Below are 17,060 nucleotides of genomic sequence, written 5' to 3' on the forward strand. Positions count from 1 at the left end.
CGACTTCCCCGGGCCCAAGTACTTGCACGCCAAGACGCCCGGCATACGTATGCATCCATTACCAGACAACATTCTGTTCCCCTCTCCCCTTTGCGCTGCCGAGCAGCAGTTGGTCCGCTCCCTTGCGCGTGACCTCGGCATCACCGAACTGACAGCCTCGATCCTCTTCAATCGCGGACTGCGAGACCAGCAAGCCATACAGCGCTTTCTTGACCCGGGACTTCGGCATCTTTCGGCCCTGGAAAACTGGCCGGGTCTGATTCCGGTTGCCGAACGCCTTGCAGCACACATTGCTCAAGGGGAAAAAATTGCTGTATGGGGTGATTACGATGTTGACGGTGTCACGGCTACAGCCCTGGTGACGGATTTCTTTAAACGCAAGAATCTGTCCATAATCCCTGTGCTGCCTTCGCGGTTCGAACATGGATACGGCCTTGATGGATCTGCAATACGTGAACTTGCCCTATCCGGGATTCAAGTCCTTTTAACGGTTGACTGCGGGATTTCTGATCACCAGGCCGTGGATGTTGCCAAATCCCTGGGCATGACCGTCATCATCACGGATCACCACCTCCCGGGGCCCGTCCTTCCGGCTGCAGACGGCATCTTCAATCCCCAACTCCAAGCCTGTCCGTGCCCCCATCTGGCCGGAGTCGGCGTGGCCTTTCTGCTCATGGCCGCCCTCAACCGGATTCTTCCCCCTCCCATTGATATCCGTCCACTTTTGGACTTTGTAGCCCTGGGAACGATTGCCGATATTGTCCCCCTGACCGGCGAAAACCGGATTCTGGTGAAAAACGGCCTTCTTGTTCTCAAATCAGACGATCGTCCCGGTATTGCCGCCCTCAAGGGAGCCTGTTCCCTGGAAAGCGGCGCTTCTATCGGCTCCGGTGATGTCGGATTCGGACTTGCCCCGCGCATCAATGCGGCCGGTCGGTTGGACACGGCCAGGACCGCTTTTGATCTGCTCATGGCCGATTCTGCGAACACGGCCAAGCCATTGGCCAACCGCCTGAACAAGCTCAATGCCCAGCGCAAGACCATTGAACAACACATTGTCGATCAGGCCTTGGAACTGCTTGCAGAAAACGACCAGTCCTTTGGCCATGTCTTGTTCGACCCCGCATGGCATCAGGGGGTGTTGGGCATTGCTGCATCCCGCGTGACCGAACAGACCTATCGCCCCACCATCCTTCTTTCCGATCAGGGAGATGTGCTCAAGGGATCAGGTCGGAGTGTCCCGGGAATTGATCTGTTTACCTGTCTCAAGGCATGTGAGGACCTTTTGGAAGGATTCGGAGGTCATGTCATGGCAGCCGGTCTCAGCGTCCATCCCGACAACCTGGCAGCCTTCAGAGAACGCTTCAATGCCGCTGTATCCGAGCAGTGCCATGGAGCCGCTTTGCCCCGTCCCAAAATCAAGATTGACGCCGAAGTGCCCTTTGACCACATCACACCGGTTCTTCTTGCCGAAATCGAATCACTGCAGCCCTTTGGCCCAGCCAACCCGCGACCTGTATTTCTTTCCCCCGTGGTTACCGTGCGCAGCGTCAAGCCTTTCAGTCGCAACCGCCACCTGGCCTTTGAACTCCGGGATGAATCATCCAATATCACCTTTCGTGCCCTGGCCTGGCGACAAGGCTCTACCCGGCATTATCAACAGCCTCAGGGTGCCCGCGTTCGTATAGCCTTTACACCCAAACTGACAACCTATAGGGGACTGGTAGGCATTGAATTGATCATCAAGGAACTTTTTGCCTGACCCATTTTGTTTCTGTATATTTCCAAACCACCATGCAAGGAGATACCCATGACCATTCGTTCCCTATGCTCTATGCTGATTGGCATCGCCATGATCTGTTCCTTATGTTCCTGTGCGGCTGTTGTGGCAGGAGGGGCCGGAGCCGCAGCAACGTATACCTATTTTGAAGGCAAAGTCTCCATAACCAGAAACGTCAATGTCGATCGGGCCTATGCCGCGGCCCTCAGTGGGTGCAAGGATCTCGGTCTGGTCATTGAAAAACAAAACAAAAATCTTTCCGGGGCCCAGATTACCGGCAAGGATGGCGATCGTCCCTTCTGGATATGGATCAGCACCGACAACAACGTTACTTCCAAGATTTCCGTTCGCGTTGGCCTTTTTGGTGATCGAAACGCCTCTCGCAATATTCAGGACGCCATTGCCAATCATTTGTAACAGCCCATTCATGGTGTGCTCCTAAGCAGCAAGGGGGATACAGACTGTCATGTCTGTATCCCCCTTGCTGCTTAGGGCGCAACTCACTTCTTAACAATACCCAAAGCGCATCTTGGCAACATATCCGCGGGCAAAATCATCCTGAGCCGGTAAATCAAGGCTTTGTACATGTCCTTGCAAACCTTGCACTCGGGTACGGGCATCCTTATCCACCAGCAGATCCCATGCTCCCTTGAGGGCGGTATTGCCTGCCAAACAGATCTTTTTCTCCCAGGATGTGGGGAAAAAACCCAGGTCAACCAGTTCCAGCGGTCGAAGATTCCCACCCAGTGCTCCGGATACAAAGACCTTTCTGACGGCATTTGTCCTGAGGCGACCATGGCCAAGAAGAGATTTCAGGGCGTAATTGCACGATGCCTTGAGTTTCAAGATCTCTTCAACATCCCTTCCAGTTAGAATGGTTTTGCCTTCCAGAACCAAGGCCTTGCCTGAGGCATTGTGCTGGACCATGTTCTCGATGCGCTGGCCCACCAGATGACCTGGTCGGGTGAACAAACCCGTATCATCCAGCACGCCGGTACGCCGAAGCAGACTCACCAGGGAAAGATATCCTGTTCCAGAAATGCCGTGTCCAATACTCCCGCCAGCCGGACACAAGCCGTCCCGGGTCAGTGTAAACCCGGTACAAACCCCGGAAGACGCGATTTTGCCCCGGGTGAGGCCGATTCCTTCCAAAGCAGGTCCCATGGCAACGCTGGTCACCCAATAGTTGTCAGGACCCAAAGCAAGAACAAACTCGCCATTGGTTCCGAAATCGGCAAGAATAAACGGAAAAAGCTCGCTCACTGGATAGTGGCCCAGAATATGGGCCAGGCCACAGGCAATGTCCGCTCCCACAAAGGGCGCCAACAGGGGGGGGATATAAACCTGCAGGGAACTTGATGCATGCTGCCTCGTCAGGGTGGCCATGGCGCCACCTGCATAGGTCAAGGCATAGGGAGACGCGGCCAATCCCTGAAACGAACGTCCCAGCAGCGAGTAGATCATGACGCTGTTACCGGTGACCACAACAGCCGGGCGAGAGATATCCTTCCTCCCGACCAGTCTTTCGATGCTTGTGATCAGGCACTGCTGCAAACAAAGGGACATGGCCGGGCCCAGTTGAGCAAAGGCCATCCGGGCCATGACATCGGCCCCGGCACCCACCTGGGGATTGAGCAGGTGTCCGTAATGTAAGGTAGACGAACCCGGTTGCACACCCTGCCACTTGATGGCAGTAGTTCCAATATCAATGGCCAGGCGGTCCCAACTCTCCGTGTACAAGGAAACATCATCCCCGGACGCAGGAGTGGTCAGGGAATCGTGGGCAATGCGTATACTCGTGCCGGGCACAGGAAGATGTCTGCAGGAAAGGCGCCACCCTGCTGTAAGCTGACGGGTGGAGAGCACGTTGACCTCCACATCGTCAGGAGCGGGAGGATCTGATAGATACAGAACTCGACAACGTCCGCACGCTCCAAGCCCTGCGCACAGGGGACGTCCCTGATACAAACCGGCCGCAAACAGATTCTGGGCAAGGGTGGCTCCCGCATGGATGGGATAGGAATGAGTTTGTTTCCCGCTTGTAACGTATAGCACACCAAATATCCTGTTGCGCGCATCGCATCACGATGCAGACAGCTGAGAAAGGGACAGATCATTGACCAGAAAATCACGCAACGCGCGGGTTGCCGGGAAAAGCTCACGTTTTTGATTGTACACAAGATAAAACGTTCGCGACATGGTGAACCCGGGAATGGAAGCCACTCCCATTTCTCCGCGCTTGACATAGGGATCAACAACCATTCGCGAAGTCACTGAAATACCCATCCCAGCAAGCACACAACCAAGCATGGCCTGGGTGTTCTGCACCTGAATACCGACACGCAGATCGTCAACGCCAAGATCAACACTCTTCAGTGCGGACTCGAGAGCTCTGCGGGTTCCTGATCCGGGCTCACGCATGACCCATGGCACGCTGCACAGCGTGGTGTGAGCATCCCCCTGGCTGACCGCGTGGATCAGTTTTTCGGTTCCAATGAGGACGAGATCATCTTCCAGGAGGGGAACAAAGGCGAGATCATTGCAATCCGCTGCCGAACCGACCATGGCAAGCATAACCTCGCCCTGACGGACCATATCAATGACCCCGCCAGTATCACCCACTCGCAAATCGATCTGCACTTCAGGATAGGTGCGCATGAACTTGGCCAGCATGGGGGGCAGAATGTAATCAGCCGGTATGGTGCTGCCTCCGAGGATGATCGGACCGGAGATGGTTTGCCGCAGAAGGTCAATTTCTGCGCGAGCCATGTCCAGGACATGAAAAATACTCCTTGTTCGACCGTACAGGATCTCGGCGGCCTGGGTCGGCAGGACATTGCGTCCGACACGATCAAACAGAAGAATGCCCAGTTCGTCCTCCAGAAGAGCCACATGGGAACTGATGGTAGGCTGGGAAAGAAATAATTTTTTACCAGCCTTTGAAAAGCTCCGCGTTTCATAGACCTTGGCAAACGCTTCAAGACGTCGTATATCCATTTTGGCAATAATTTGGATCAGGTTTATCGATTTTAAAAAACAGAAAAAAAGGCAGAGTACTCTGCCTTTTTTTTCGTCACCTATGCCTCGGAAGTTGTCTCTTCCACTTCTTCGGTCTTCTCGGGCTGCTCTTCTTCGTCCGCAACCGGCTCGACCGCCCTCACATTCAGCTCGATAAGGGCCATGGGTGCGGCATCACCCATCCTTGGCTGGCTGAACTTGACTATACGTGTATAACCACCTGAAGGCTGATCAGCAAATCTCGGTCCAATCTCATCAAAAAGGCGTTGTACCAGCTGATGACTGCCAAGAACCTTGTAGGCCTCGCGACGTGATTTCAAATCATTCTTCAGAGCCAGGGTGATCAGGGGTTCAACAAACTTTCTGAGTTCCTTGGCCTTGGGTAATGTCGTCCGTATCCGTTCGTGAACCAGCAAAGACCTAGACATGTTCCTGAACAAGGCCTTTCTGTGCTCCATGGTACGGTTGAGTTTCCTGCCTGCTTTTTTATGCCTCATCTTCTTCTGACCTCTTCATCCATTCCTGGTACATTTCTTCAAAATTATCGTTTTTCATCCCGAATTCAAGATTCATGGATTCGAGAACACGGCGAATATCTTCGAGTGATTTGCGACCGAAATTTTTGGTTTTGAGCATTTCACTTTCAGTCTTCTGAACAAGCTCACCAACAAGATGAATACCAGCACTCTTCAGACAATTGCTCGCACGAACCGGAAGCTCGAGATCTTCAATACTCTTGAAAAGATTGGGATTGATTTCCTGAGTGGCGGAAACGTTCTTGTGATCGACATCAGCCGTTCCTTCATCAAAATTGATGAACACGGCCAGCTGTTCCTTGAGAATCTTGGCACTGTACGCCAGGGCATCCTCGGGCGATACCGAACCATCCGTCCAAATCTCCATGATCAGCTTGTCATAGTTGGTCATCTGGCCGACGCGAGCCTGTTCCACATGATACGCGACTTTTTTGACAGGAGAAAAACTCGAGTCCAGGGGAATAATGCCGATCTCGTTGTCCAAGCCCTCATGCATTTCAGCCGGGACATACCCCTTGCCCATGCGAACCTCCATCTCAACAACAAAATCGATGGGTTCGGTCAGGGTGGCGATATGCTGGTCAGGGTTGAGCACCTTGATATTCTGGTTCTCCTGGATGGCAGAAGCGGTTACCTCGCCGACATCATTGGCAACAAGCTGCAATCGCTGGGGTTCGCTCGTTGATGAAGCAAACTTGATCTGCTTGAAATTGAGAATGATGTCCGTAACGTCTTCAACTATCCCCGGAATCGTGGAAAATTCATGCTGAACTCCATTGATTTTCAAAGCGGCAATGGCAGCACCCTGAAGCGAGGACAACAGGATTCGACGCAAGGAATTCCCTATGGTTGTACCGAAGCCCCTTTCCAAGGGTTCACATATGAACTTTCCATATGTAGCGCCGGATTTGTCATCACGTTCGATCCGGTCGGGTTTGACGAGTTCAGACCAGTTACGCACGTTCACAGGTCTTTCACTGCTGGTTTCCGTCATAGAAAACACCTATTTTTATTTGGAGTACAATTCGACGATCAGCTGCTCATTCATCGGGAAGGTAACATCATCACGCACAGGCAGGGCCTTGACAGTACCCTTGAGTGCCGTGACATCGACGTCAAGCCATGCTGGTACGCCTCGACGGGCAACAACCTCTTGCGCTTCCTTGATGACAAGGCTGTTTTTGCTCTTGGTGCACACTTCAAGGACATCTCCTTCCCTGAGCTGAATGGAAGGAACAGTGACCTTGCGTCCGTTAAGCATGAAATGGCCGTGACGGACGAGCTGCCGCGCCTGATTCCTGGAATTGGCAAATCCCATTCTGTACGCAACATTGTCGATACGCTTCTCAAGAAGCATCAACAGGTTGGTACCAGCAATGCCCTTCTTGGATTCAGCGACCTTGAAGTAGTGTCTGAACTGACCTTCCAGAACACCATACATGCGGCGAACCTTCTGCTTCTCGCGAAGCTGAATGGCATATTCCGTGGGCTTGCGACGCATCTTGCCGTGCTCTCCCGGAGGATAGGAACGCCTTTCAAAAGCACATTTATCAGTGTAACAACGATCACCCTTGAGAAAAAGCTTTTCGCCTTCCCTCCGGCAAAGTTTGCATTTTGCACCTGTATATCTAGACAATTTCTAATCCTCCTTAAACTCTGCGCCGCTTGGGTGGTCTACAGCCATTGTGAGGGATGGGGGTGACGTCACGAATAAAAGTCACTTTCATCCCTGCGGCATGAATGGCACGCATGGCGGATTCACGACCCGCACCAGGTCCCTTTACAAAGATGCCGACCGTACGCATCCCATGATCCTGAGCACGTTTTGCAGCAACTTCGGCTGCCTTCTGTGCCGCAAAGGGAGTGCTTTTCCGGGAGCCCTTGAAACCGGAGGTTCCGGAACTCGCCCAGCTGACCACATTGCCTACATTATCTGTAAACGTAATAATGGTGTTATTAAAAGTTGCGCTTATATGCACAATACCGGTGGGAATGTTCTTGCGTTCCCTTTTTTTCATACCCTTCTGAGGCCTTGCCATACCTTCTCCTCACTCTTTACTTTTTGCGACCTACAGCAACACGTTTTCTGCCTTTTCTTGTGCGGGCGTTTGTCTTGGTCTTTTGACCACGCACAGGCAGGCCTCTTCTATGCCTTAAACCACGATAACATCCAATATCCATGAGTCGCTTGATATTGGCGGTTACTTCACGACGCAGATCGCCTTCAACCTTGTAGTTATCTTCGAGTTCAATACGAATTTTCTTGATTTCATCGGCAGTGAGGTCGTCGGTTTTCTTGGTCCAATCGGTCCCGGTGGCGTCTAAAATCTTGAGCGCTGTCGTATGACCAATCCCGTAGATATAGGTCAACGCGATATCAAGTCGTTTATTCTTTGGTAGATCAATACCTGCAAGTCTTGCCACAACATCCCCCTACACTAGCCTTGTCTCTGTTTATGTCTTGGATTTTCACAAATGACACGGATCGTTCCCTTTCGCTTGATAACCTTGCACTTGGGACAGATCTTCTTGACTGATGGTCGAACTTTCATAATTCCCCCAAAATATATTTCCGACAAATCCGTAGTCTCACGATCACATTACAAACGACGTCTTAACGTCTTCCCTTGATCTTGGCCTTGGCCATGAGTCCATCGTATTGACCGGTAATCAAATAGGATTGCACCTGGCTCATCGTATCCATTGCCACACCAACCACGATCAACAGGGCAGTTCCGCCGTAATAGAAAGGCACATTGAACTGCCTGATGAGAAGCATTGGGAAAATACAGACAACAGACACATAAATGGCGCCCCAAAATGTGAGACGGCCAAGGACCTTGTCAATATATTCCTTGGTTTTGACCCCGGGCCGAATCCCGGGAATGAAAGCTCCCTGTTTCTTCAGGTTTTCAGCAATGTCCTTGGGATCGAAAATGATCGCTGTGTAGAAGAAACAGAAGAAAACAATCATGGTGATATAAAACAGATTGTAGACCAGGGAACCAGGACTGAAGATGGCAGAAAACTGCTTCAACCATTGCACATTGGAAAAATTGGCAATTGTTGCGGGAAACATGAGAATGGAAGAAGCAAAAATCGGAGGGATGACTCCGGCAGTATTCACCCGAAGAGGCAAATGGCTGCTCTGCCCGCCATACAATTTTCTGCCCATCATTCTCTTGGCATACTGGATCGGAATCCTGCGTTGCCCGCGCTCCACATAAATAATGCCAATCAAAACAGCAGCCATCACCACCAGAACGAAAAGAGCCACAAACACGCTGATCTCGCCGGTACCCATCAAACGGATGGAGTTGAACAGACCAGCAGGAAAACGGCAGACAATACCGGCAAAAATGATCAGGGAAATACCATTGCCAACGCCATTTTCAGTGATCTGCTCCCCAAGCCACATGATCAGAACCGTTCCGGCCGTCAATGTCAGGATCGTTATGATCCGAAACGACCATCCCGCAGCCAGGACAACGGGAGCCCCGGTGGGACTGGACATACTTTCAAGTCCAATGGCAATGCCAAGTCCCTGTACCAGGGTGATGAGAACGGTACCATACCTGGTGTACTGGGTGATTTTTTTCCGGCCTGCCTCGCCTTCTTCCTTGCTGAGCCGCTTGAGATCCGGGCTGACCACGGTCAAAAGCTGAATGATGATCGAAGCCGAAATATAGGGCATGATCCCCAAGGCAAAGACCGAGAGATTCCGCAGGCCACCACCGGAAAACATGTCGAAAAGGCCGAACAACGTGTTCTGAGCATTGGCAAAGAAATCGGACAGGGCATTTCCATCAACACCCGGAATGGGCAAATGAATGCCCACCCGATAAATTGCCAGAAAGAGAAAGGTGAACAGTAATCTTCGTTTAAGTTCCTGAACGCCGCTATTCATTGATGCCGACATAATGACCTATCCTTCAAGTGCCGTGGCTTTGCCCCCGGCCTGAGTGATCTTTTCCGCAGCTTTCTTGGAAAAGGCATGCGCAGTAATGGTCACGGGACCGGAAAGTTCGCCATCAGCAAGAATCTTGATGGGAGCGTTCTTGTTGCAACAGGAACATGTATACAGATCATCCAGGGTCAATTCGGTGGCCTCGGGAAAGTGACGGCTGATCTGATACAGGTTGATGGTTTGATACTTCACACGAAAGGGATTCTTGAAACCACGCTTGGGAAGCCGACGCTGCAAAGGCATCTGTCCGCCTTCAAAACCAGGGCGAACTCCACCACCGGAGCGGGCATTCTGTCCCTTGTTTCCCTTTCCGCTGGTACATCCCTGACCAGTGGCAGAACCGCGGCCGACACGTTTGCGCTGGGCACGCTGCTCTGGATATGGATACAGTTCATGTAAATTCATTACTTTACAACCTCTACTAAATGACGAACACGTTTAATCATTCCCAGTGTACAGGAATTATCCGGAAGCTCGTTGGTGGAATCGATCTTGCCGAGTCCCAGAGCCCTGACAGTCTTTCTTTGTCGTGGATTGCACCCGATAATACTTTTGACAAGTCTGACCTTGATCATGAAAACACCTATTTGCGAGTGATGGTTATTTTCTTCCCACGAATATTGCTCACTTCCTCGGCCCCCCGAAGTCCTTCGAGACCGGCAAAGGTGGCTCGCAATACATTGTGTGGGTTGTTCGTGCCAATAGCCTTGGTCAAGATATCGTGCACCCCAACAGCTTCCATGATGGCACGCACGGGTCCGCCAGCAATGATGCCGGTACCCTTGGAGGCAGGCTTGAGCAGGACACGACCAGCACCAAAGATCCCGGTCGTCTGGTAAGGGATGGTCCCCTCGATGAGGGAAATCTTCTTCATGGCGCGCTTGGCACGATCGGAAGCCTTTTTAATGGCATCGGGAACCTGATTGGCCTTACCCAGACCATACCCGACGCTCCCATTTCCATCTCCTACGACGACAAGTGCACTGAAGCTGAAGCGACGACCGCCCTTGACAACCTTGGCGACCCTGTTGAGATAAACGACTTTTTCGATAAATTCGCTCTCGGTTGGCTGCATGAATGACCTCTATTAAAATTTTAAACCGGCTTCGCGTGCACTGTCTGCAAAAGCCTTGACTTTACCATGAAATACATACCCGTTCCTGTCGAAAACAACGGCAGAAATATCCTGCTTCAAGGCTTCTTCGGCAATGCGCTTGCCAATGACCTTGGCGGTCTCGATATTGGCGCTACCGTTCTTGAATTCGTCCATGGCCAAGGAAGAAGAGGAAACCAGTGTGGTACCGGCATCATCATTGATCAGCTGGGCATAGATATGCTTGTTCGAACGGAATACCACGAGACGCGGTCTCTCTGCGGTACCGAAAATTTTCTTCCGGATACGGATTTTTCTTTTTAATCTCGCTTGTCTCTTGCTAGATTTCATCGATTTACCTACTTAGCGCCGGATTTGCCGGCCTTGCGGCGGATCTGTTCGTTAACATACTTGATCCCCTTGCCCTTGTACGGCTCCGGAGGACGGACCCTTCTGATCTGAGCGGCTGTTTCGCCAACCAACTGCTTGTCACATCCGGACAGGGAAATCTTGTTACCCTCAACCTTGCCATCAACTCCCTGGGGAAGCGTAAAATGCACAGGGTGGGAGTAACCAACATTAAGTTCGAGATCAGAGCCCTTGAGGTTGACCTTGTATCCAACACCGACCAGTTCGAGCTCTTTGACAAACCCTTTTGAAACGCCTTCAATGGCATTGTGGATCAAAGAGCGACACAGTCCATGGTGGCACTTGCTGGTTTTTTCATCATCGTCGCGAGACAGCGTCACACTGCCATCGACCAGCTCGGCATGGATCTTTTCATGAAGATCAACCGTCAAGGTCCCCTTTGGTCCTTTTACCTCTACCAAGTGTTCCTTGACGTTCAAATCTACATCCTTGGGAACATCTATCGGCTTTCTACCAATTCTTGACATAGTTTCCTCACTACCAGATTTCGCAGAGGAGTTCTCCGCCGATTCCCAATTCCTTGGCCTTGCCGCCCTCCATGATACCCTGTGAGGTGGAAAGGATACAGATGCCAAGGCCATTCTGAACAGCCGGGATATCCGCTTTGCCGACATAAACGCGACGGCCTGGCTTGCTGATACGCTTGAGACCGGAAAATGCCGGCCGCCCTTCATGATACTTCAAACGGATATCAATGGAATTATCCGTGATTTCATAATCCTGAACATATCCCTCATCCTTGAAAATGGCGACCATGGCTGCCTTGGTTTTACTCAGCGGGGCAGACACTGTCTCATGGAGCGCCATTTGTGCATTGCGGATTCTGGTCAGGATATCTGCGATTGGATCTACTACTGACATATGCACATTCCTCGTTTACCAGCTAGATTTACGGACGCCGGGGAGCTCACCGGCCAAAGCCATGTTGCGGAAGCAGATGCGGCAGATCCCGTATTTACGCATGTAGGCACGCGGCCTCCCGCACAAAGGGCACCTGTTATATTTGCGTGTCGAAAATTTTGGCTTCCGCTTCGCTTTGACCCTTAATGATGTCTTTGCCAAAATACTCCTCCTTTATTTCTTGAAAGGCATACCGAGCAAGTCTAACAAACGCTTGCCTTCCTTGTCGGTGGTTGCGGAAGTCACAATGGTAATGTTCATGCCCTTCACTCGGTCAACATCATCCATGTTGATTTCAGGGAAAATCGTGTGGTCCTTGATCCCAAGGGTAAAATTTCCCCTTCCATCAAAACCCTTGTCAGGTATCCCGCGGAAATCTCTCACCCGTGGAAGAGCAACATTCAAGAGCTTGTCAAGAAAATACCACATTCTCTCCCGACGCAATGTAACACAGCACCCAATGGGCTGGCCCTCACGCAGTTTGAACGCAGCGATAGACTTTTTGGCCCTGGTCACAACAGCCTTCTGACCAGCAATCAAGCTCAATTCCTTTGCAGCATCCTGAATCAGTTTATTATCCTGGCTACCTTCGCCAAGACCCATGTTCAATGAAACAAACTTCAGACCGGGTACCTGCATTGTTGAGGAATAATTAAATTCCTTTTTCAATTCCGGGGCTACTTTTGTTGTATAAATTTCACTCAGTCGCGTCATTATAGTCCCCTAACTCATCACTTCGTTACATTTCTTGCAGTAACGAACTTTTTTTCCGCCATCAGCTATCTTGTAACCAACCCTGGTTGGTTTGGTGCAGGATTCACATATAAGCTGGACGTTCGAAACATGCAGGGGGGCTTCCTTGTCTACGATCCCACCCTGTTCATTCTTGTACGGGTTGGGTTTGACATGGCGTTTGACCATGTTCACGTTTTCAACAAGGAGAAGATCCTTGTTCTTGAAGATCTTCTTTACCTTTCCTGTCTTTCCCTTGTCCTTTCCTGCAAGGACAATCACAGTATCGTCTTTATGAATTTTCCTGGTTTTCATAGTAAATCCTATAAAACCTCAGGCGCCAGGGACACGATCTTCATGAAATTTTTGGCTCTCAATTCTCTGGCCACGGGGCCGAAAATACGTGTTCCTACTGGGTCAAGGTTCTTGCTGAGTATGACAGCGGAGTTATTGTCGAACCGGATATAAGAACCATCGGGACGACCGATTTCCTTCTTGGTCCGGACAATGACAGCCTTCATGACATCGCCTTTTTTGACTTTGGAGTGGGGCATCGCTTCCTTGACGGAAACGACAATGAGATCACCGACACTGGCATAGCGGCGATGGCTCCCTCCAAGAACCTTGATACAGCAGACCTTCTTTGCACCTGAATTATCAGCTACATCAAGAGTTGATTGTACTTGTATCATCCTTATCCCCTAAAGAGCCTTTTCAATAATTTTCGTAAGATGCCAACGCTTATTGGCACTCAGAGGTCTGTGTTCTACAATCTGGACCTTGTCACCGACCCGGCATTCATTCTTCGGATCGTGGGCCATGAACTTTTTCCTGCGACGGATGTATTTTTTCAAGACAGGATGCTTGATGAGTGTCTCAACTCTGACGACAATGGTCTTATCGTTCTTGTCGCTCACGACAAAGCCCGTCATGCGTCTCTTGTTGGCCTTCTGTTCGCTTGTAGCCATGTTCTAGTTCTCCATCTCTTTTTCGCCAAGGACACCCAGAATACGGGCGATGTTTTTCTTGACCTTGGAAATACGCTGCGTGTTTTCGAGCTGGGCAGTGGCATGTTGAAAGCGAAGATTCATCAACTCCTGACGATACTCCGTCAACTTCTCATGAAGCTTGTCGACATCGAATGTTCTCATTTCGGAAGCTTTCATATCAGGACTCCTTAACAACGATTTGGGTCTTGAATGGCAGCTTGTAAGACGCCAACTTCAGTGCACGTTTGGCCAACTCGATATCGACCCCCTTGATCTCGTACAAAACCTTGCCTCGGCGAACCGGAGCACACCATCCGCACGGCGCTCCCTTACCCTTTCCCTGACGGGTTTCAGCGGGCTTGGAGGTAATGGGTTTGTCAGGAAACACGCGAATAAAGACCTTTCCGCCCCTTTTGATATGACGCATCATGGCAACACGAGCGGATTCGATCTGCTGGTTGGTCAGTTTGCCACTTTCAAGAGCCTTCAGGCCAACCTCGCCAAAGGAAACAAGATTCCCACGGGATGCCTGTCCCTTGATCCTGCCTTTTTGCTGCTTTCTGAATTTAACTTTCTTTGGACTCAGCATTATCGACGACCCTCATCTAAAATATCACCCTTGTAGATCCACACCTTGACGCCGATAACTCCATAAGTAGTTGCGGCCTGAGCGAATCCGTAATCGATATCGGCACGCAACGTATGCAGGGGAACGCGACCTTCTCGCTGCCATTCGGTTCTGGCGATTTCAGCACCGCCCAACCGGCCGGAGCAGGAAACCTTGATTCCCTGGGCACCGAACTTTTCGGCAATGGTGATGGTTCGCTTGGTCGCCCTACGAAAGGCAACCCGACGTTCGAGCTGCATGGCGATGTTTTCAGCCACAAGTTGGGCATCAACTTCAGGTCGGCGAATTTCGTTGACTTCGATCAAAAATTCACCTGAAAATTTGTTTCTAAGATCAGCACGAAGCTTTTCAATCTCAACACCCTTCCGCCCGATAACAATGCCCGGCCTGGCAGTAAAAAGAATCAACCGGACCTTGTCAGCTGCGCGTTCAATTTCAATCTTCGAAATTCCGGCGTGATAGAGCTTTTTCTTGATATAGCTCCTCAGCTTCTTGTCCTCATGCACAAATTTGGGATACTCTTTGGTTGCAAACCAGCGTGAAAGCCAGTTTTTGTTGTATCCTAAACGGAATCCATATGGATGTATCTTCTGACCCAAGGCAATGTCCTCCTATAGCTCATCAACAATTACGGTAACATGGCTTGTACGCTTGAAAATGCGATAAGCTCGGCCCATTGCCCTTGGCTGAATCCTCTTCCAAGTGGGTCCTTCGTTTACCATGACCCGCTTGACAAAAAGATTATCAACATCCAGCCCTGTATTGGCTTCAGCATTAGCAATAGCAGAATCCAATACCTTCAAAATTACCTTTGCGGCTTTCTTGGGTGTAAACTTGAGGATGTTGATGGCATCCTCCACAGTTTTCCCGCTGATATTTCTTGCGACAAGCCGGGTCTTCTGCGCTGAAATCCGCATATATTTGGCGGTTGCTTTCACTTCCATGGACTACTTTCCTTTTACCTGGCTTTTTTTGTCACCGGCATGTCCCCGAAACGTCCGCGTGGGAGAAAATTCACCCAGCTTGTGGCCAACCATGTTTTCGGTAACAAAGACGGGAACAAATTGTTTGCCGTTGTGCACAGCGAAGGTCATCCCGACCATTTCCGGGATAATGGTCGATCGCCGCGACCAGGTCTTTATCACCTGACGACTGTTATCCCTGACGGCCCGATCAACCTTGGCCAGCAAATGATCGTCAACAAAAAAACCTTTTTTCAATGATCTTGGCATGTTATCTCCTACTTCCGGCCACGGCGTTTAACGATCAAACGCGAGGATTGCTTCTTGGGGTTCCTGGTCTTGTATCCCTTGGTAGGCTTACCCCAGGGAGTGACAGGATGACGACCACCGGAACTGCGGCCCTCACCACCACCAAGCGGATGATCAATGGGGTTCATGGCAACGCCGCGTACTTCAGGACGCTTGCCTTTCCAACGATTACGACCGGCCTTACCGATACTGATGTTTTCATAGTCAAGGTTGCCGACCTGGCCGATAGTGGCCATGTTTGCCGCCAGGACCCTGCGAACCTCACCCGAAGGAAGCCGCAACAAGGCATACTTGCCTTCCTTGGCCACCAGCTGGGCATAGGTTCCGGCCGATCGGGCCATCTGCCCACCCTTGCCGGGATACAGTTCGATGTTGTGAACGATGGTTCCCTGGGGAATCTTGGCCAAAGGCAAGGCATTCCCTGTGGTAATATCGGCCTTTTCACCAGCAATGACCGTATCGCCCACCTTCATCCCGTTGGCGGCAAGAATATAGCGCTTTTCGCCATCGGCATAATGGAGCAGGGCAATGCGGGCACTTCGGTTGGGATCGTACTCGATGGTAGCGACCTTGGCGGGGATATCAAGCTTCTGTCTCTTGAAATCGATCATGCGATAACGACGCTTGTTGCCGCCGCCACGACGCCGCGAGGTAACCCGTCCATAGTTGTTGCGGCCACCTGTTGTGGAAATCCCTCGAGTAAGCGACCTTTCAGGTTGCGACCGAGTGATCTCTTCAAAGGTAGATACCGTCTGTGCTCTCCTACCTGGTGAGGTAGGTTTCAATTTGCGTACAGCCATTCCTACACCCCTTCAAAAAAATCTATTTTATCACCTGGCGACAGGTTGACATAGGCCTTTTTGCAACCTGGAATCCTGCCGACGGCACGACCCATCTTCTTTCTGACCCTGGGTCTGTACTTGACAACATTGACCGACTGCACAGTGACGTTGAAAAGTTCCTCGATCGCCTTGGAAATGTCATGCTTGGATGCCCGAGGATGCACGTAAAAAGCGATCTTTTCATCCTGTTCTTTCATCAGGGTGGTTTTTTCGGAGAGCAGCGGTTTGATAAGAACCTGTGTATTTTCCATCTTACTGTAACCTCTCCTGAAGCTTTTCAACGGCACCCTGCTCCATCACGAGCTGAGGATGCCGTAATATATCATAAACATTCAATGCATCCTGGGTCGTAACCTGGACACCGGGAACATTGCGGGCTGAAAGGGTAAGGTTTTTATACTCTTCGGGGACAACAATCAAGACTTTTTTCAGGCCCAGTCGCTCGCGCAATCCCACAAAGGCTTTGGTCTTGATTTCATTGAGATCCAGCTTGTCAACAATGAGCATGTCATCCTGAACAAAACGGGAGGTCAACGCCATTTTCAGGGCCAACCGCCGGATCTTCTTGTTCACCTTGAACGAGTAATCCCTTGCCTGGGGACCGTGAACCACGGCACCACCCTTCCACAAGGGTGAACGAACCGAGCCGGCACGAGCACGTCCCGTCCCCTTCTGCCGCCAGGGTTTCTTTCCTCCCCCACGGATCAGGGCACGGTTTTTCACACCAACGGTTCCTGCACGCCTTGCATTCCGAAAGGCCCGCACAACAAAGTGCAGGATTTCCGGCTTTACCTCAACAGAAAAAATATCATCGGTCAGATCCATCTCGCCGACGACATTCTTTTCCTGGTTGTATATTTTTGCCATTGCCATAG

General features: G+C 50.9%; 30 protein-coding genes. 2 read left to right on the top strand and 28 right to left on the bottom strand.

The window, feature by feature from the left end; translation table 11 throughout:
• Positions 1 to 49: 49 nt before the first annotated feature.
• Together recJ and DPF_RS01070 are read left to right on the top strand one after the other, a co-directional pair.
• Positions 50 to 1,762 (top strand): single-stranded-DNA-specific exonuclease RecJ, encoded by a 1,713-nt coding sequence (gene recJ, locus DPF_RS01065; RefSeq protein ID WP_083254381.1) that lies wholly within the window; start codon positions 50 to 52, stop codon positions 1,760 to 1,762.
• 48 nt (positions 1,763 to 1,810) lie between these two features.
• On the top strand, positions 1,811 to 2,197 hold the full coding sequence (locus DPF_RS01070) for a DUF3568 family protein (RefSeq protein ID WP_083254382.1): 387 nt from the start codon (positions 1,811 to 1,813) through the stop codon (positions 2,195 to 2,197).
• 90 nt (positions 2,198 to 2,287) lie between these two features.
• Here the strand turns inward: DPF_RS01070 and DPF_RS01075 are convergent, their stop codons facing one another.
• The 28 genes from DPF_RS01075 to rplD all read right to left on the bottom strand — a co-directional run bounded on the left by DPF_RS01075 (position 2,288) and on the right by rplD (position 17,058).
• The gene (locus DPF_RS01075) at positions 2,288 to 3,835 is read right to left on the bottom strand and encodes an ASKHA domain-containing protein (RefSeq protein ID WP_176724131.1); all 1,548 of its coding nucleotides are present in this window, start codon (positions 3,833 to 3,835) and stop codon (positions 2,288 to 2,290) included.
• 27 nt (positions 3,836 to 3,862) lie between these two features.
• Positions 3,863 to 4,777, bottom strand: a complete 915-nt coding sequence (locus DPF_RS01080) for a selenium metabolism-associated LysR family transcriptional regulator (protein ID WP_069857015.1) — start codon at positions 4,775 to 4,777, stop codon at positions 3,863 to 3,865.
• 80 nt (positions 4,778 to 4,857) lie between these two features.
• Entirely contained in the window at positions 4,858 to 5,295 is a 438-nt protein-coding gene (gene rplQ / locus DPF_RS01085; protein WP_069857016.1) for a 50S ribosomal protein L17, read from the bottom strand.
• Complete coding sequence (locus DPF_RS01090; protein WP_069857017.1) at positions 5,285 to 6,328, bottom strand: DNA-directed RNA polymerase subunit alpha; 1,044 nt, start codon at positions 6,326 to 6,328, stop codon at positions 5,285 to 5,287. The genes rplQ and DPF_RS01090 overlap by 11 nt, the downstream gene beginning before the upstream one ends.
• 15 nt (positions 6,329 to 6,343) lie before the next feature.
• Positions 6,344 to 6,970 carry a 30S ribosomal protein S4 gene (gene rpsD / locus DPF_RS01095; protein WP_069857018.1) on the bottom strand — a complete coding sequence of 209 codons (627 nt, stop codon included), beginning with the start codon at positions 6,968 to 6,970 and terminating at the stop codon, positions 6,344 to 6,346.
• 13 nt (positions 6,971 to 6,983) lie between these two features.
• A complete protein-coding gene (gene rpsK / locus DPF_RS01100; RefSeq protein WP_069857019.1) occupies positions 6,984 to 7,373 on the bottom strand; it encodes a 30S ribosomal protein S11 in 390 nt (129 codons plus the stop codon).
• A gap of 16 nt (positions 7,374 to 7,389) precedes the next feature.
• Positions 7,390 to 7,758, bottom strand: coding sequence for a 30S ribosomal protein S13 (rpsM, locus tag DPF_RS01105; RefSeq protein WP_069857020.1), 369 nt, complete (start codon positions 7,756 to 7,758; stop codon positions 7,390 to 7,392).
• 14 nt (positions 7,759 to 7,772) lie between these two features.
• Positions 7,773 to 7,886 (bottom strand): 50S ribosomal protein L36, encoded by a 114-nt coding sequence (gene rpmJ, locus DPF_RS13610; protein WP_083254383.1) that lies wholly within the window; start codon positions 7,884 to 7,886, stop codon positions 7,773 to 7,775.
• Between the two features lie 62 nt (positions 7,887 to 7,948).
• Positions 7,949 to 9,253, bottom strand: a complete 1,305-nt coding sequence (gene secY / locus DPF_RS01110; protein WP_069857021.1) for a preprotein translocase subunit SecY — start codon at positions 9,251 to 9,253, stop codon at positions 7,949 to 7,951.
• A 6-nt stretch (positions 9,254 to 9,259) separates the two neighbouring features.
• Positions 9,260 to 9,706 (bottom strand): 50S ribosomal protein L15, encoded by a 447-nt coding sequence (rplO, locus tag DPF_RS01115; RefSeq protein ID WP_069857022.1) that lies wholly within the window; start codon positions 9,704 to 9,706, stop codon positions 9,260 to 9,262.
• On the bottom strand, positions 9,706 to 9,876 hold the full coding sequence (gene rpmD, locus DPF_RS13615; RefSeq protein ID WP_083254384.1) for a 50S ribosomal protein L30: 171 nt from the start codon (positions 9,874 to 9,876) through the stop codon (positions 9,706 to 9,708). The genes rplO and rpmD overlap by 1 nt, the downstream gene beginning before the upstream one ends.
• Before the next feature lie 8 nt (positions 9,877 to 9,884).
• Positions 9,885 to 10,376 carry a 30S ribosomal protein S5 gene (rpsE, locus tag DPF_RS01120; RefSeq protein WP_069857023.1) on the bottom strand — a complete coding sequence of 164 codons (492 nt, stop codon included), beginning with the start codon at positions 10,374 to 10,376 and terminating at the stop codon, positions 9,885 to 9,887.
• Between the two features lie 12 nt (positions 10,377 to 10,388).
• Positions 10,389 to 10,745, bottom strand: coding sequence for a 50S ribosomal protein L18 (gene rplR, locus DPF_RS01125; protein WP_069857024.1), 357 nt, complete (start codon positions 10,743 to 10,745; stop codon positions 10,389 to 10,391).
• Positions 10,746 to 10,753: 8 nt separating this feature from the next.
• Positions 10,754 to 11,290, bottom strand: coding sequence for a 50S ribosomal protein L6 (gene rplF, locus DPF_RS01130; RefSeq protein WP_069857025.1), 537 nt, complete (start codon positions 11,288 to 11,290; stop codon positions 10,754 to 10,756).
• 10 nt (positions 11,291 to 11,300) lie between these two features.
• A complete protein-coding gene (rpsH, locus tag DPF_RS01135; protein ID WP_069857026.1) occupies positions 11,301 to 11,684 on the bottom strand; it encodes a 30S ribosomal protein S8 in 384 nt (127 codons plus the stop codon).
• 15 nt (positions 11,685 to 11,699) lie between these two features.
• Positions 11,700 to 11,885, bottom strand: a complete 186-nt coding sequence (locus DPF_RS13620) for a type Z 30S ribosomal protein S14 (RefSeq protein WP_083254385.1) — start codon at positions 11,883 to 11,885, stop codon at positions 11,700 to 11,702.
• A 12-nt stretch (positions 11,886 to 11,897) separates the two neighbouring features.
• Positions 11,898 to 12,437: a 50S ribosomal protein L5 gene (gene rplE, locus DPF_RS01140; protein WP_069857027.1), complete on the bottom strand. Its 540-nt coding sequence runs from the start codon at positions 12,435 to 12,437 to the stop codon at positions 11,898 to 11,900.
• 9 nt (positions 12,438 to 12,446) lie between these two features.
• Positions 12,447 to 12,770, bottom strand: a complete 324-nt coding sequence (gene rplX, locus DPF_RS01145; RefSeq protein WP_069857028.1) for a 50S ribosomal protein L24 — start codon at positions 12,768 to 12,770, stop codon at positions 12,447 to 12,449.
• 8 nt (positions 12,771 to 12,778) lie between these two features.
• Positions 12,779 to 13,147, bottom strand: a complete 369-nt coding sequence (gene rplN, locus DPF_RS01150; protein ID WP_069857029.1) for a 50S ribosomal protein L14 — start codon at positions 13,145 to 13,147, stop codon at positions 12,779 to 12,781.
• A 9-nt stretch (positions 13,148 to 13,156) separates the two neighbouring features.
• The gene (gene rpsQ, locus DPF_RS01155) at positions 13,157 to 13,423 is read right to left on the bottom strand and encodes a 30S ribosomal protein S17 (RefSeq protein WP_069857030.1); all 267 of its coding nucleotides are present in this window, start codon (positions 13,421 to 13,423) and stop codon (positions 13,157 to 13,159) included.
• Between the two features lie 3 nt (positions 13,424 to 13,426).
• Positions 13,427 to 13,621 (bottom strand): 50S ribosomal protein L29, encoded by a 195-nt coding sequence (gene rpmC, locus DPF_RS01160; RefSeq protein WP_069857031.1) that lies wholly within the window; start codon positions 13,619 to 13,621, stop codon positions 13,427 to 13,429.
• Position 13,622: 1 nt separating this feature from the next.
• Positions 13,623 to 14,033: a 50S ribosomal protein L16 gene (gene rplP, locus DPF_RS01165; protein ID WP_069857032.1), complete on the bottom strand. Its 411-nt coding sequence runs from the start codon at positions 14,031 to 14,033 to the stop codon at positions 13,623 to 13,625.
• Positions 14,033 to 14,671 carry a 30S ribosomal protein S3 gene (rpsC, locus tag DPF_RS01170; RefSeq protein WP_069857033.1) on the bottom strand — a complete coding sequence of 213 codons (639 nt, stop codon included), beginning with the start codon at positions 14,669 to 14,671 and terminating at the stop codon, positions 14,033 to 14,035. Before rpsC ends, rplP begins: the two co-directional genes overlap by 1 nt.
• Before the next feature lie 12 nt (positions 14,672 to 14,683).
• The gene (rplV, locus tag DPF_RS01175; protein ID WP_069857034.1) at positions 14,684 to 15,016 is read right to left on the bottom strand and encodes a 50S ribosomal protein L22; all 333 of its coding nucleotides are present in this window, start codon (positions 15,014 to 15,016) and stop codon (positions 14,684 to 14,686) included.
• Positions 15,017 to 15,019: 3 nt separating this feature from the next.
• On the bottom strand, positions 15,020 to 15,304 hold the full coding sequence (rpsS, locus tag DPF_RS01180; protein ID WP_069857035.1) for a 30S ribosomal protein S19: 285 nt from the start codon (positions 15,302 to 15,304) through the stop codon (positions 15,020 to 15,022).
• 8 nt (positions 15,305 to 15,312) lie between these two features.
• The gene (gene rplB, locus DPF_RS01185; RefSeq protein WP_069857036.1) at positions 15,313 to 16,143 is read right to left on the bottom strand and encodes a 50S ribosomal protein L2; all 831 of its coding nucleotides are present in this window, start codon (positions 16,141 to 16,143) and stop codon (positions 15,313 to 15,315) included.
• A gap of 2 nt (positions 16,144 to 16,145) precedes the next feature.
• Positions 16,146 to 16,436, bottom strand: a complete 291-nt coding sequence (gene rplW / locus DPF_RS01190; RefSeq protein ID WP_069857037.1) for a 50S ribosomal protein L23 — start codon at positions 16,434 to 16,436, stop codon at positions 16,146 to 16,148.
• A 1-nt stretch (position 16,437) separates the two neighbouring features.
• The gene (rplD, locus tag DPF_RS01195; RefSeq protein ID WP_069857038.1) at positions 16,438 to 17,058 is read right to left on the bottom strand and encodes a 50S ribosomal protein L4; all 621 of its coding nucleotides are present in this window, start codon (positions 17,056 to 17,058) and stop codon (positions 16,438 to 16,440) included.
• Between the last annotated feature and the right edge of the window lie 2 nt (positions 17,059 to 17,060).

The organism is Desulfoplanes formicivorans (assembly GCF_001748225.1).
Classification (GTDB): Bacteria; Desulfobacterota; Desulfovibrionia; order Desulfovibrionales; family Desulfomicrobiaceae; genus Desulfoplanes; species Desulfoplanes formicivorans.

Bases quoted from the DNA above. Each gene is read 5' to 3' on its own strand.
- rplE (WP_069857027.1), bottom strand. From the start codon at position 12,437: ATGACGCGACTGAGTGAAATTTATACAACAAAAGTAGCCCCGGAATTG.
- rpmJ (WP_083254383.1), bottom strand. From the start codon at position 7,886: ATGAAAGTTCGACCATCAGTCAAGAAGATCTGTCCCAAGTGCAAGGTT.
- rpsE (WP_069857023.1), bottom strand. From the start codon at position 10,376: ATGCAGCCAACCGAGAGCGAATTTATCGAAAAAGTCGTTTATCTCAAC.
- rpmC (WP_069857031.1), bottom strand. From the start codon at position 13,621: ATGAAAGCTTCCGAAATGAGAACATTCGATGTCGACAAGCTTCATGAG.
- rplX (WP_069857028.1), bottom strand. From the start codon at position 12,770: ATGAAAACCAGGAAAATTCATAAAGACGATACTGTGATTGTCCTTGCA.
- DPF_RS01080 (WP_069857015.1), bottom strand. From the start codon at position 4,777: ATGGATATACGACGTCTTGAAGCGTTTGCCAAGGTCTATGAAACGCGG.
- rplO (WP_069857022.1), bottom strand. From the start codon at position 9,706: ATGAATTTACATGAACTGTATCCATATCCAGAGCAGCGTGCCCAGCGC.
- rpsH (WP_069857026.1), bottom strand. From the start codon at position 11,684: ATGTCAGTAGTAGATCCAATCGCAGATATCCTGACCAGAATCCGCAAT.
- rplQ (WP_069857016.1), bottom strand. From the start codon at position 5,295: ATGAGGCATAAAAAAGCAGGCAGGAAACTCAACCGTACCATGGAGCAC.
- rpsQ (WP_069857030.1), bottom strand. From the start codon at position 13,423: ATGGCTACAAGCGAACAGAAGGCCAACAAGAGACGCATGACGGGCTTT.
- recJ (WP_083254381.1), top strand. From the start codon at position 50: ATGCATCCATTACCAGACAACATTCTGTTCCCCTCTCCCCTTTGCGCT.
- rplF (WP_069857025.1), bottom strand. From the start codon at position 11,290: ATGTCAAGAATTGGTAGAAAGCCGATAGATGTTCCCAAGGATGTAGAT.
- rpsK (WP_069857019.1), bottom strand. From the start codon at position 7,373: ATGGCAAGGCCTCAGAAGGGTATGAAAAAAAGGGAACGCAAGAACATT.
- rplB (WP_069857036.1), bottom strand. From the start codon at position 16,143: ATGGCTGTACGCAAATTGAAACCTACCTCACCAGGTAGGAGAGCACAG.
- rpmD (WP_083254384.1), bottom strand. From the start codon at position 9,876: ATGATCAAGGTCAGACTTGTCAAAAGTATTATCGGGTGCAATCCACGA.
- rplN (WP_069857029.1), bottom strand. From the start codon at position 13,147: ATGATACAAGTACAATCAACTCTTGATGTAGCTGATAATTCAGGTGCA.
- rplD (WP_069857038.1), bottom strand. From the start codon at position 17,058: ATGGCAATGGCAAAAATATACAACCAGGAAAAGAATGTCGTCGGCGAG.
- rpsS (WP_069857035.1), bottom strand. From the start codon at position 15,304: ATGCCAAGATCATTGAAAAAAGGTTTTTTTGTTGACGATCATTTGCTG.
- rplV (WP_069857034.1), bottom strand. From the start codon at position 15,016: ATGGAAGTGAAAGCAACCGCCAAATATATGCGGATTTCAGCGCAGAAG.
- rplR (WP_069857024.1), bottom strand. From the start codon at position 10,745: ATGAAATCTAGCAAGAGACAAGCGAGATTAAAAAGAAAAATCCGTATC.
- secY (WP_069857021.1), bottom strand. From the start codon at position 9,253: ATGTCGGCATCAATGAATAGCGGCGTTCAGGAACTTAAACGAAGATTA.
- DPF_RS01070 (WP_083254382.1), top strand. From the start codon at position 1,811: ATGACCATTCGTTCCCTATGCTCTATGCTGATTGGCATCGCCATGATC.
- rplP (WP_069857032.1), bottom strand. From the start codon at position 14,033: ATGCTGAGTCCAAAGAAAGTTAAATTCAGAAAGCAGCAAAAAGGCAGG.
- rplW (WP_069857037.1), bottom strand. From the start codon at position 16,436: ATGGAAAATACACAGGTTCTTATCAAACCGCTGCTCTCCGAAAAAACC.
- DPF_RS01090 (WP_069857017.1), bottom strand. From the start codon at position 6,328: ATGACGGAAACCAGCAGTGAAAGACCTGTGAACGTGCGTAACTGGTCT.